This is a genomic window from Streptomyces flavusporus (assembly GCF_046267975.1).
Taxonomy (GTDB): Bacteria; Actinomycetota; Actinomycetes; order Streptomycetales; family Streptomycetaceae; genus Streptomyces; species Streptomyces flavusporus.
This window is the reverse complement of the sequence record NZ_CP176503.1, coordinates 1,343,351-1,355,748: the sequence shown is the minus strand read 5'-3', so window position 1 is coordinate 1,355,748 and position 12,398 is coordinate 1,343,351. Positions and strand designations below refer to the sequence as shown.

The 12,398-nt window shown below is 70.8% G+C and carries 9 protein-coding genes and 1 pseudogene; 6 read left to right on the top strand and 4 right to left on the bottom strand.

What is annotated here, in order from left to right; translation table 11 throughout:
• Window positions 1–95: 95 nt before the first annotated feature.
• The gene (locus tag ACKTSN_RS06760; protein ID WP_409468243.1) at window positions 96–1,310 is read left to right on the top strand and encodes an acetyl-CoA C-acetyltransferase; all 1,215 of its coding nucleotides are present in this window, start codon (window positions 96–98) and stop codon (window positions 1,308–1,310) included.
• A gap of 38 nt (window positions 1,311–1,348) precedes the next feature.
• On the top strand, window positions 1,349–3,526 hold the full coding sequence (locus ACKTSN_RS06755; RefSeq protein ID WP_409468242.1) for a 3-hydroxyacyl-CoA dehydrogenase NAD-binding domain-containing protein: 2,178 nt from the start codon (window positions 1,349–1,351) through the stop codon (window positions 3,524–3,526).
• Between the two features lie 65 nt (window positions 3,527–3,591).
• On the opposite strand, the gene ACKTSN_RS06750 is transcribed toward ACKTSN_RS06755, so the two are convergent.
• Together ACKTSN_RS06750 and ACKTSN_RS06745 are read right to left on the bottom strand one after the other, a co-directional pair.
• Window positions 3,592–4,323, bottom strand: coding sequence for a MerR family transcriptional regulator (locus ACKTSN_RS06750; RefSeq protein ID WP_409468241.1), 732 nt, complete (start codon window positions 4,321–4,323; stop codon window positions 3,592–3,594).
• Between the two features lie 149 nt (window positions 4,324–4,472).
• On the bottom strand, window positions 4,473–5,630 hold the full coding sequence (locus ACKTSN_RS06745; RefSeq protein ID WP_409468240.1) for an RNA-guided endonuclease InsQ/TnpB family protein: 1,158 nt from the start codon (window positions 5,628–5,630) through the stop codon (window positions 4,473–4,475).
• Window positions 5,631–5,874: 244 nt separating this feature from the next.
• Between ACKTSN_RS06745 and ACKTSN_RS06740 the strand changes: the two are divergent.
• From ACKTSN_RS06740 to ACKTSN_RS06730, 3 genes and pseudogenes are all read left to right on the top strand, one after another.
• Window positions 5,875–6,264 (top strand): annotated as a pseudogene (locus tag ACKTSN_RS06740) (amino acid permease); the annotation flags it as partial.
• Between the two features lie 68 nt (window positions 6,265–6,332).
• The gene (locus ACKTSN_RS06735; RefSeq protein WP_409474759.1) at window positions 6,333–6,821 is read left to right on the top strand and encodes a macro domain-containing protein; all 489 of its coding nucleotides are present in this window, start codon (window positions 6,333–6,335) and stop codon (window positions 6,819–6,821) included.
• Complete coding sequence (locus ACKTSN_RS06730) at window positions 6,818–7,726, top strand: PfkB family carbohydrate kinase (protein ID WP_409468239.1); 909 nt, start codon at window positions 6,818–6,820, stop codon at window positions 7,724–7,726. The genes ACKTSN_RS06735 and ACKTSN_RS06730 overlap by 4 nt, the downstream gene beginning before the upstream one ends.
• 16 nt (window positions 7,727–7,742) lie before the next feature.
• Here the strand turns inward: ACKTSN_RS06730 and ACKTSN_RS06725 are convergent, their stop codons facing one another.
• On the bottom strand, window positions 7,743–9,248 hold the full coding sequence (locus ACKTSN_RS06725) for a M1 family metallopeptidase (RefSeq protein ID WP_409468238.1): 1,506 nt from the start codon (window positions 9,246–9,248) through the stop codon (window positions 7,743–7,745).
• Window positions 9,249–9,457: 209 nt separating this feature from the next.
• Between ACKTSN_RS06725 and ACKTSN_RS06720 the strand changes: the two genes are divergently transcribed.
• The gene (locus ACKTSN_RS06720; protein ID WP_409468237.1) at window positions 9,458–11,419 is read left to right on the top strand and encodes a Xaa-Pro dipeptidyl-peptidase; all 1,962 of its coding nucleotides are present in this window, start codon (window positions 9,458–9,460) and stop codon (window positions 11,417–11,419) included.
• A 1-nt stretch (window position 11,420) separates the two neighbouring features.
• On the opposite strand, the gene ACKTSN_RS06715 is transcribed toward ACKTSN_RS06720, so the two are convergent.
• Window positions 11,421–12,383, bottom strand: a complete 963-nt coding sequence (locus ACKTSN_RS06715) for an FAD-dependent oxidoreductase (RefSeq protein WP_409468236.1) — start codon at window positions 12,381–12,383, stop codon at window positions 11,421–11,423.
• Between the last annotated feature and the right edge of the window lie 15 nt (window positions 12,384–12,398).

The following is a 12,398-nucleotide window of genomic DNA, read 5'->3' as shown; positions in this document are numbered from 1 at the left end:
TGCCCGCAGCCCCCGCAGCCCCCGCAGCCCCCGCAGACCCCGCAGACCCCGCAGACCCCGCCACCTCGACAAACCCTCATCGAAAGGCCTTCCCAGTGACCACCGAAGCGTATGTGTACGACGCGATCCGCACCCCGCGCGGACGCGGCAAGGCGAACGGCGCCCTGCACGGCACCAAGCCCATCGACCTGGTCGTCGGGCTCATCCACGAGCTCCGCGACCGCTTCCCGGGCCTCGACCCCGCCGCCATCGACGACATCGTGCTCGGCGTCGTCGGCCCGGTCGGCGACCAGGGCTCCGACATCGCCCGGATCGCCGCCGTCGCCGCGGGACTGCCGGACACGGTGGCGGGCGTGCAGGAGAACCGCTTCTGTGCGTCCGGCCTGGAGGCCGTCAACACGGCCGCCGCCAAGGTGCGCTCCGGCTGGGAGGACCTCGTCCTCGCGGGCGGCGTCGAGTCGATGTCCCGGGTGCCGATGGCCTCGGACGGGGGCGCCTGGTTCAACGACCCGATGACCAACCTCGCCGTCAACTTCGTACCGCAGGGCATCAGCGCCGACCTGATCGCCACCGTCGAGGGCTTCTCCCGCCGGGACGTCGACGAGTACGCGGCCCTCTCGCAGGAGCGGGCGGCCACCGCGTGGAAGGACGGCCGCTTCGAGCGCTCGCTCGTGCCCGTGAAGGACCGCAACGGCCTGGTCGTCCTCGACCACGACGAGCATGTGCGCCCCGGCACCACTGCCGACTCGCTGGCCAAGCTGAAGCCGTCGTTCGCCGACATCGGCGACCTGGGCGGCTTCGATGCCGTGGCCCTGCAGAAGTACCACTGGGTGGAGAAGATCGACCACGTCCACCACGCGGGCAACTCCTCCGGCATCGTGGACGGCGCCGCCCTTGTCGCGATCGGCTCCAAGGAGGTCGGCGAGCGCTACGGCCTCACCCCGCGCGCGCGGATCGTCTCCGCCGCGGTCTCCGGCTCCGAGCCCACCATCATGCTCACCGGCCCCGCGCCCGCCACCCGCAAGGCGCTCGCCAAGGCCGGGCTGACCATCGACGACATCGACCTCGTCGAGATCAACGAGGCCTTCGCCGCCGTCGTCCTGCGCTTCGTCCAGGAGATGGGCCTGTCGCTGGACAAGGTCAACGTCAACGGCGGCGCCATCGCCCTCGGCCACCCGCTCGGCGCCACCGGCGCGATGATCCTCGGCACCCTCGTCGACGAACTGGAGCGCCAGGACAAGCGGTACGGCCTCGCCACCCTGTGCGTCGGCGGCGGCATGGGCATCGCCACGATCGTCGAACGCATCTGACCCCCAGCGGCAACGAGAGACTTCTACGGAGACCCGTCATGACCGAGAGCACCACCATCCGCTGGGAACAGGACGACACCGGTGTCGTCACCCTCGTCCTCGACGACCCCGCCCAGTCCGCGAACACCATGAACCAGGCGTTCCGGGACTCGCTCGCAGCGATCACCGACCGTCTTGAGGCCGAGCAGGACTCCGTCCGCGGCATCATCTTCACCTCCGCCAAGAAGACCTTCTTCGCCGGCGGCGACCTGCGCGACCTGATCCGGGTCACGCCCGAGACCGCGCAGGAACTGTTCGAAGGCGGCCTCGCGATCAAGCGCGACCTGCGCCGCATCGAGACGCTCGGCAAGCCGGTCGTCGCCGCGATCAACGGCGCGGCCCTGGGCGGCGGTTACGAGCTCGCCCTGGCCTGCCACCACCGTGTCGCCCTCGACGCGCCCGGCTCCAAGATCGGCTGCCCCGAGGTCACCCTCGGCCTGCTGCCCGGAGGCGGCGGCGTGGTCCGCACGGTGCGCCTGCTGGGCATCGCGGACGCCCTCCTCAAGGTCCTCCTCCAGGGCACCCAGTACAGCCCGCGGCGTGCCCTGGAGAACGGCCTGATCCACGAAGTGGCCGACACACCGGAGGAACTGCTCGCCAAGGCCCGCGCCTTCATCGACGCCAACCCGGAGTCCCGGCAGCCGTGGGACAGGCCCGGCTACCGCATCCCCGGCGGCACCCCCGCCAACCCCAAGTTCGCGGCGAACCTGCCCGCCTTCCCGGCCAACCTGCGCAAGCAGACGGGCGGCGCGCCCTACCCGGCGGCGCGGGGCATCCTCGCCGCCGCCGTCGAGGGGTCCCAGGTCGACTTCGAGACCGCCCAGGTCATCGAGGCCCGCTACTTCGTGGAGCTGGCGGCCGGTCAGACGTCGAAGAACATGATCCAGGCCTTCTTCTTCGACCTCCAGGCCGTCAACTCCGGCGCCAACCGCCCGAAGGGCATCGAGCCCCGCCAGGTCCGCAAGGTGGCCGTCCTGGGCGCCGGGATGATGGGCGCCGGCATCGCCTACTCGTGCGCCCGCGCGGGCATCGACGTCGTCCTGAAGGACGTCTCCCCGGAGGCGGCCCTCAAGGGCAAGGCCTACTCCGAGAAGCTCTGCGCCAAGGCCGTCTCCCGGGGCCGTACGACCCAGGAGAAGGCGGACGCGCTGCTGGCCCGCATCACGCCCACCGCCGAGGTCCAGGACCTCGCGGGCTGCGACGCGGTCATCGAGGCCGTCTTCGAGGACACGGCGCTCAAGCACAAGGTGTTCCAGGAGATCGAGCAGGTCGTCGCGCCGGACGCGCTGCTGTGCTCCAACACCTCGACGCTCCCGATCACCGCGCTCGCCGAGGGCGTGCAGCGCCAGTCCGACTTCATCGGACTGCACTTCTTCTCGCCGGTCGACAAGATGCCCCTCGTCGAGATCATCAAGGGCGAGCGGACCGGCGACGAGGCCCTGGCCCGCGCCTTCGACCTGGTCCGGCAGATCAAGAAGACGCCGATCGTCGTCAACGACTCGCGCGGCTTCTTCACGTCCCGGGTGATCGGCCACTTCATCAACGAGGGCGTGGCGATGGTCGGCGAGGGCATCGAGCCCGCGTCCGTCGAGCAGGCGGCGGCGCAGGCCGGTTACCCGGCCAAGGTGCTGTCCCTGATGGACGAGCTGACGCTCACCCTCCCGCGCAAGATCCGCAACGAGACCAGGCGGGCGGTGGAGGAGGCGGGCGGCACCTGGACCGCGCACCCGGCGGAGGCCGTCATCGACCGGATGGTCGACGAGTTCGGCCGCACCGGGCGCAGCGGCGGCGCCGGCTTCTACGAGTACGGGGAGGACGGCAAGCGCACGGGCCTGTGGCCGGGCCTGCGGGAGCACTTCACACGTGCGGGCGCCGAGATCCCGTTCGAGGACATGCAGGAGCGCATGCTCTTCTCGGAGGCGCTGGACACCGTCCGGCTCCTGGAGGAGGGGGTGCTGACCTCCGTCGCCGACGCCAACATCGGCTCGATCCTCGGCATCGGGTTCCCCGGCTGGACCGGCGGCGTCCTGCAGTACATCAACGGCTACGAAGGAGGCCTGCCCGGCTTCGTGGCACGCGCGCGTGAGCTCGCCGACCGCTACGGAGAGCGGTTCACCCCGCCGGCGCTGCTGGTGGAGATGGCGGAGAAGGGGGAGACGTTCACGGACGCGCGCTGACGCGCCCCGGGCGCGGGACCGGCCTGTCGCTCAGCGACCCGCCGGTCCCGCGCCCCCAACCCGTCTCAGGCGGATCCGCCCGCCTCTGACATCCCGTCGGCCGGCCTGTCGTCGAGCCACTCCCGCAGCTCCTCCCGCAACGACCGCTGAAAGGTCGTCAGCAGCGCCTGCACCACGATCGGCTGCATGTGCGCCGACAGTGACCTCACCGCGCCGGCGTCACGCTCCGCCACCTCGCCGCGCAGCAGCTGCGACAGCTCGTGGGCGGCGGCGCGCGAGTGCTCGATGAGTGCGGTGCGCGCCGCGAGGATCGCCTCCTGGGACAGCGGCACGTCGAGCAGCTGCACGCCGAGCCGCAGCAGACCGGAGTCGATGCGGTACACGTCGTCGGCCGCCGCCACCACGCCCATCGCCGCCAGCCGCTCCACGTCCTCGTCGCCCAGCGCCCGCCCCGCCCGCCGCTCCAGCTCCGCACGCGTCACCGTCTCCACCACGTCCGGCGCCCAGGAGGCCACCACGGCCCGGTGAATTGCCAGGTCATGAGCGGTGAGGTCCGGCGGCAGCTGCTGGAGGTAGCGTTCGATGGCCGCCAGCGTCATGCCCTGGTGTTGCAACTCCTCGATCAACGCGAGACGCGCCAGGTGCTCCCGGCCGTAGTGCCCCACCCGGCGCGGACCGATCACCGGCGGGGGCAGCAGGCCCTTGGTGCCGTAGAAGCGGACCGTGCGCACCGTGACGCCGGCCCGGGCGGCCAGCTCGTCGATGGTGAGGCTCGGCTCCTCGGTGTCGGTCGTCATGTGCAGCAGTATCGCTGTCTCACCAGTGCTGTCACCTTCTGGGCCGTGAACGACCGAGCTTGTCCCCTGGTCGTTCGCACCTCGTCGCGCTCCCGACTGCCCCCTACGACAGGACGGTCACGGGTCGCATCTCCCCACCCCGGACCTGTTCAGGCCGGGGCGGGGACGGGCATGGTGACGAATGCCCACGCCGAGCGTGCACGGTCGCGCACGTTGACCCCGGCGACGACATCGGCGGGCCCAGCGAGGCCGCACCGACGACAGGAAAAATGGTCCCGATCGGGCCGGTTGGCCTTCTCGGTATGGCCGCAGCGCGGGCAGCGCTGCGAGGTGTAGGCCGCATCCCCCTCCAAGAACGCCACCCCAGCCTGTCTCGCTTTGTAGGCCAGGTGCTGTCCGAGCTGGTGGAAGGGCCGGGAGGAGAGGGTGTCCCGCTGGTCGCGTCGAAGCCGTACCCGCTCCCGGATGCCGTCGAGTACCTCGACGGCTACTCCGCGACCGGTGCGTTGCGCAACGGACACGATCTCCTTGCTGATGCGGTGATTTACGTGGGTGGCATGGTGCTGTTCCTTCTTGGCGCGGCGGGCCAGGCGGCGGGTGGCCGAGCGGGTCTGCTTCTTCTGCAACTCCGCGCGTTTACGGGCACACCAGTTGCGGTAGCGGGCCAGACCCCGCCCCTGGTAGTTCGTGCCGTCGGAGGTGGTGGCGAGGTTGACGATGCCGCGGTCCACTCCGATCCAGTCGACCGGCTCGGACACCTCCGGTTCGGGGATTTCGCAGGTGGCGATCAGGAACCACTTCCCGCCCCGCTGCACCAGGTCGGATTCGCCCTTGCGGTACTCGGCCAGCACTTTCAACTGGTCGGCGGCGCCGGTGTAGCGGATGCCGCGCATCCGGCCGTCCACCGTCCAGATCGACACCGTGCGGGCATCGGTCTGCCAGGACAGGCATCGGTCGTCGAACGGCTGCGCCGACTCCGGCCGGAAGGAGACCGGACTGCCTATCGCCTTGCGGTAGCGCTTCGAGGTGGCCTTGCCCAGCAGCCCGGCCTTTGCCTGCGCGGCCAGCGCGCTGTAGGCATCCACGACCTTCTTGACCACCCGCACTGCGGGCTGCGCCGACAGCCCGAACGCGGCCTTGATGTCCGTGTACAGGAGTTTCTGCAGCCCGTTGCGGTCCTTCACGCCCCGCTCGAAGGCGACCGTCGACACGTAGGTGGCGGCCCGGTTGCAGGCGCGCAGGGTCGACTCCAGCGCCGCCGCCTGCGCGGGCGACGGCAGCAGCTTGATCTGCACCACCAGCTTCACAACACCGACCGTAGGCATCCCCGCTCACACGCGTGCACGGTTCTCGCGCACCCGTACGCGAACCAGTGACAGTCTGAACGGGTGTTCGCCTTGACCCGGCTTCGCCGGGCCGGCAGTGGCGGTACGCTCCACGCCCCGGCTGGTGCGGGATGCGGCGACGCTCCACGTCGCCAGGAAGGGAGGCGATTCCTCCCCGGCGTGAACGCCGGGGCCTCCTCGCAAGAAACAGGTGAAACCTCGTACGCTGCTGACCTGCGCGGTGTGCGTGCTCGGCGTCGGCCTGAACTACCTCATGCCGAGCCAGGCCTTCGAGATCGTGCTGAACGTCGCCTCTCTCGGCATCATCAGCACCTGGGTGATCATCATGGTCTGCCGCCTGATCTTCGTCCGCCGCGCCAGGGAGGGCCTGGTCACCCGGCCGAGCTTCCGCCTCCCCGGCAGCCCGGTCACCGAGATCGTCACGATCGCCTTCCTGCTGTCCGTCCTCGGCCTGATGTGGAACGACCCCGAGGTCGGCCGCAAGACCCTGCTGCTCATCCCCGCCATCGCGGCCATGCTGGTCGGCGGCTGGTTCGCAATCCGCCGCAAGGCCGCGCGGGCCGCGGACGAGGAGCTGTCGCAGCTCACGAAGTAGGCAGCGGCCTACGAAGCGGCAGGGCCACTGTCAGTGGCATCGCCTACGGTGGCGTCATGTCGGAGATCTTGTCGGGGATCAGATACGTCCGGGGTGACGCCACCGTTCCGTCGGTGAAGGGCGTCAAGGTGATCGCCCATGTCTGCAACGACATCGGGGGATGGGGGAAGGGCTTCGTCCTGGCCATATCGCGCCGCTGGCCGGAACCGGAGAAGTCCTACCGCGCGTGGCACCGCGACCGCGCGGCCAACGACTTCGGGCTCGGCGCTGTTCAGTTAGTGCAGGTCGAGCCATACGTGTGGGTGGCCAACATGGTCGGGCAGCGCGGTATACGGACGGGCAGCAAGGGCGTACCCGTGCGCTACGAGGCGATCGACACGGCCCTCGCCCGCCTGGCCGAGAAGGCCGCCGAGCTGAACGCCTCCGTGCACATGCCCCGGATAGGCTGCGGGCTGGCCGGCGGCACATGGTCCCGCGTCGAACCGCTCATCGCGGAGCGACTGGTGCGCAGGGGCATTGCCGTGACGGTCTACGACCATGGGGAGGGCCGGGGTTGAGTCAGGACACCGATGTGCTCGTGCTCGGCGGTGCGGGCGTCGACACGATCGTGTACGTACCGGAGCTGCCCCTGCCGTACGCCGACAGTTACATGATCGACTCGGGGATCCGTACCCGGGCCGGACAGACCGGCGACTTCGTCGCCGTCGGACTGAGCGCTCTGGGCCTGCGCACCCACCACCTCGACACGCTCGGCGACGACCCCGAGGGCGAGCTGGTCCGCGCGCTGCACCGGGACAAGGGCATCCCGCTCACCGCCGTACCGCAGCCTGCCGGCACCAAACGCGCGGTCAACCTTGTCGGCCCCGACGGACGGCGGCTCTCCCTGTACGACACCAGCCGCTCGCACCCCGACGACCGGCTGCCCGAGCCGACCGTGCGGGCCCTGGCGGAGGCAAGCCGCCACGTCCACGTCTCCCTCACGCACCCGTGCGCCCACGCCCTGCCCGTCCTGCGCGAGACCGGCGTGCCCCTCTCGACCGACCTGCACGACTGGGACGGCGAGAACCCGTACCACGAGCCGTTCGCCCTCGCCGCGGACGTCGTCTTCCTCTCCGCCACCGCCCTCACCGACCCCGAGCGGACCATGCGCCGTATCGCCGAGCGGGGCCGGGCCGAGGTGGTCGTCGCCACGGCGGGCGCCGAGGGAGCCCACCTCCTGACCGACGGCGAGCTCACCCGGATACCGGCGGTGCCGCCGCCCACGCCGGTGGTGGACTCCAACGGCGCGGGCGACGCCTTCGCGGCCGCGTTCCTCTTCGGCCGGCTCAGCGGCGAACCGCCCCGACGGTGCGCTCTGTACGGAGCGGTGGCCGGCGCCCACGCCTGCACGGTGCCGTCGACGCAGACCGACGTGATAGGGCGGGAGGAACTGCTCAAACGCGTGGCCGAGGCGGAGAACTGATCAGCCGCCCGCGTGGCTACTCCGCGTGCTCGTGTTCATGCACGTCGTTCGTGGCCGCGATCTTCTTCCACGACCTGGGCTGCTCGGGCGTGACCGGCGTTTTCGCGATGGAGGCGTCCCGCGCCGCCGGCGCACCCGGCTTCGACGGCTCGAACAGCCACGTGTCGAAGAGCGCCGCGAGCGGCTTCCCGGACACCTGCTCCGCGTACCGCCGGAAGTCGGCGACCGACGCGTTGCCGTGCGCGTACTTCGCCGGCCAGCCCTTCAGGACGGTGAAGAAGGCGTCGTCGCCGATCTCGTTCCGCAACGCCTGGAGCGCCAGCGCGCCCCGGTCGTACACCGCGAGATGGAACTGGTTCTCGGGCCCCGGGTCACCGGGCCGCACCGTCCAGAACGGGTCGTCGGCCGGACGGGAGGCGTACACGTAGTCCGCGATCTCCTGCGCCGTGCCCTCGCCCTCGTGTTCGGACCACAGCCACTGCGCATAGCGCGCGAAGCCCTCGTTGATCCAGATGTCCTTCCAGCCGGCCACGGACACGAGGTCCCCGTACCACTGGTGGGCCAGTTCGTGCACGACCACGGACGTGTTCGACCCGTTGGCGAACTGCCGCGGGCTGTAGAAGGGCCGGGTCTGCGTCTCCAGTGCGTACCCGGTGTCGGTGTTGGGCACGTAGCCGCCGAGGGCGTTGTACGGGTACGGCCCGAAGTACTCGGTGAGCCAGTCGGCGATCTCCCCGGTCCGCTCCACGCTGGCCCGCGCCGCGCCGTAGCGGTCGCCCAGGTCCTTGCTGTACGCGTTGAGGACCGGGATGCCGCTCTCCGTGGTGCCGGTGGTCACGTCGAACTTCCCGACCGCGAGCGTGGCCAGATAAGTGGCCTGCGGTTTGTTGGACCGCCAGCTGTAGCGGGTCCACCCGGCCCGGGAACTGCTCGACTGCAGCGTGCCGTTGGAGATGGCCTGGGTGCCGTCCGGCACCTGGACGGACACGTCGTAGGTGGCCTTGTCGAGCGGGTGGTCGTTGCTGGGGAACCACCACCAGGCCGCCTCGGGCTGACCGGCCGCGACACCGCCGTCCGGCGTACGGAGCCAGCTGGTGAACCCGTACGCCTGCTTCGCCGAAGGCACCCCGCTGTAGCGCACCACGACCGTCACGGGCGTGTCCTTGGCCAGCGGGGACTTGGGAATGATCGACAGCTCGTGCTCCCCGGAGGCCGTGAAGGCCGCCTGGGCGCCGTTGACCCGCACCTCGCTCACGTTCAGCAGAAAGTCCAGATTGAAGCGGGTCAGATCCTGTGTGGTGCGCGCCAGCAGGGTTGCCGTGCCCTCCAACCGGTCCGTGGCGGGCTGGTACTTCAGCCGGAGGTCGTAGTGGGAGACGTCGTAGCCGCCGTTGCCGTACGCCGGGTAGTAGGGGTCGCCGATGCCCGGGGCGCCGGGGGAGTGGCTCGCGGCCGATGCCGGGATCGCCAGCAACAGTAAGGCAGCCGCGAGTGCGCCCGATGCCGTGATTCTGCGGTGCACGAAAGCTCCAAGTCGTAGGGGTGGAAAGTCTGTTCGGAGCCTATTCATTCCCTGTGTCCCTGGTGTGTCCACAGCAACCGCTGTCACACGATCGCCATTCGGCCGTCATACGTCTGGCCGCACCGGGGGTTCTTTTCGGCCACCGCAACGTACTCCACTCGCTGATTGCCCCCTTCTGCACGGGAGTTGACGCAGGTACCGTCCCGCGCATGCCGAAACGCACGCGCTTCACGATCTGGAGACCGCTCGCGACGGCGGCCACCGCCGCCCTGATGGCCACATTCCTCGCCCCCACGGCAGCGCACAGCGCCCCGCGCGAGAGCAGGCCCGTTCACTCGTACGACAACGCGGTCCGCGAGGCCGTCTGGGTGGACACCGGACTCGACGGCGACGGAGACGGAAGGACCGACCGGGTCGCCGTCGACATCGTCCGCCCGCGCGAACCCGCCCAGCAGGGCCACAAGGTGCCCGTCATCATGGACGCCAGCCCGTACTACTCCTGCTGCGGCCGCGGCAACGAGAGCCAGAAGAAGACGTACGACGCCGACGGCGACGTCGTCCAGATGCCGCTCTTCTACGACAACTACTTCGTGCCGCGCGGGTACGCCTTCGTCGGCGTCGACCTCGCCGGTACCAACCGCTCCGACGGCTGCGTCGATGTCGGCGGCCGCTCCGACATCCAGTCCGCGAAGGCCGTCGTCGACTGGCTGAACGGCCGGGCCAAGGCGTACACCACGCGTACCGGCACGGTGAGCGCCAAAGCGACCTGGACCAACGGCAGGACAGGCATGATCGGCAAGAGCTGGGACGGCACCATCGCGGGCGGTGTCGCCGCCACCGGCGTCGAGGGCCTCGAAACCATCGTGCCGATCAGCGCGATCTCCTCCTGGTACGACTACTACTTCACCAAGGGCGCCCCGCTGTACAACTCCGGCCCCGACTGGCTGTCGAACTACGTCAACAGCCCCGACGCCCGCGCCAAGTGCTCCGCCGTCCAGCAGAAACTCGTCGACGGCGCCCCGCGCACCGGTGACTGGACACCGCTGTGGACCGAGCGCGACTACGTCAGGGCCACCAGCAAGGTCCGGGCGAGCGTCTTCCTCATCCACGGCATGCAGGACCTCAACGTGCGGATGCAGCACGTCGGCCCGTGGTGGGACGCCCTCGCGAAGAACGGCGTCGAGCGCAAGATCTGGCTCTCCCAGACCGGCCACGTCGACCCCTTCGACTTCCGCCGCGCGGAGTGGGTCGACACCCTGCACCGCTGGTTCGACCACGAGCTCCTCGGCTACGACAACGGCATCGACCGCGAGCCCATGGCCGACATCGAACGCCACCCCGACCAGTGGGTCACCGCCAAGGTCTGGCCGCCGCGCGGCACCGACACCGTCCGCCTGAAACCCGCCAAGGGCAGCCGGCCGGGCGTCGGCACCCTCGGCCTGCGCACCGGCAAGGGCACCGAGACGTTCACCGACGACCCCCAGCACAGCGAGACCGACTGGGCCGCCGCCGTCGACAGCCCCACACCCGACAAGGCCGGCTTCACGACCGGGCCGCTCACCCGCGACCTGCGCCTGTCCGGCTCCTCAGAGGTGACCGTCACCGCGACGCCCACCACGTCCACGGCACACCTGTCCGCCGTCCTCGTGGACCTCGGTCCCGACACCATCCGCGACTACGCCGACGCCGCCGAGGGCATCACCACGCTTCCCGACCGCACCTGCTGGGGCGCGAGCACCTCGGGCGACAGCGCCTGCTTCAAGGAGACCCGGGCGAAGACGGCCGACGTCGACTACACGATCGTCAGCCGCGGCTGGGCCGACCTCGGCAACCACGCCTCCGACCTGAAGGGGATCCCGCTCACCCCGGGCAAGCCGTACACCATCACCCTCGACCTGGCGGCGACCGACCACGTCGTCCCGGCCGGACACCGGCTGGCGCTGATCGTCGCGGGCACCGACCGGGACCTCATCGACCCGCCGGCCGACACGCCGACCCTGACGCTGGACCTGTCCCGCACCTCCGCCCGCGTCCCGCTGGTCGGCGGCACTGCCGCGTTCGCCCATGCCACCTCGGGCACCGCGACCGGCACGCCCGCCTCCGAGCCGCTCGACGGTGTCGAGGCACCGAGCGCCGTCCAGCGCGTACCGGGCCCCCGCACCGCCGGCTGACTCACCCGGAGGCGGCCGGACACGCCAGCCCGGCCGCCTCCTGCGCGCATCCCCACGCCACGGTCACACCCGCACCCCCGTGGCCGTAGTTGTGCACCAGCACCCGTCCGTCCGGGAGCAGTTCGCGATCCAGCCGCACCGCGTCCCGCACCGGCCGCAGCCCCACCCGGTGCTCCAGGATCCGTGCCCCGGCGATCTCCGGCCGCAGGGCCGCGCACCGCCGTACGATCGCCTCGGCCACCGCCGGATCCGGCCGCAGTGACCACACGTCCTGCTCCGCCGTGCCGCCCAGCACCAGCCGCCCCGGCTGCGGGAACAAGTACGCCATCTCCCCGGACGCGTCCTTGGAGACGAGCCAGGTGCTGATGCCCGGGTTCTCCACGACGACCAACTGCCCGCGCAGCGGCCGTACGGACTCGTCCGGCACCAGCTCACGCGCCCCCAGGCCGGTGCAGTTGACCACGACCGGCGCCTCGGCCTCCGCGAACGCCGACACCGTGCGCTCCTCGACCGAGCCGCCCGCCTTCACCAACCGCTCCCGCAGCCACGGCAGATGAGTCGACATGTCGATCAGTGGCAGCCGCGCCCACAGTCCCGTCCCGGCGTACTCCGCGGCCGTCGCCGCCCGGAGCCCGGGCAGCCGCGCCGCCGCCCAGCTGTCCGTCTCGTCCAGGTCTGTCTCGCCCAGTACCCCTTCGACCATGCGTACGCCGGTGATCTCGGGATGCTCCGCCAACTCCTCGTAGACGTCCAGCGAGTGCAGGGCCCACCTGCGCGCCGACGCCTCCGGCTCGATGCGGTAGGGCCACCACAGGGCGCCCGCAACCGCCGAGGTGGTCCGCTCGACGGGCTCCCGCGTCCACACCCGCACCCGCCGGCCGCGCTCGGCGAGCAGCACCGCCGTCGTCAGCCCGATGACACCCCCGCCGACGACGATCACATCGCCCTTCACGTCACTGTCCACGCGGGGACGGTAGCG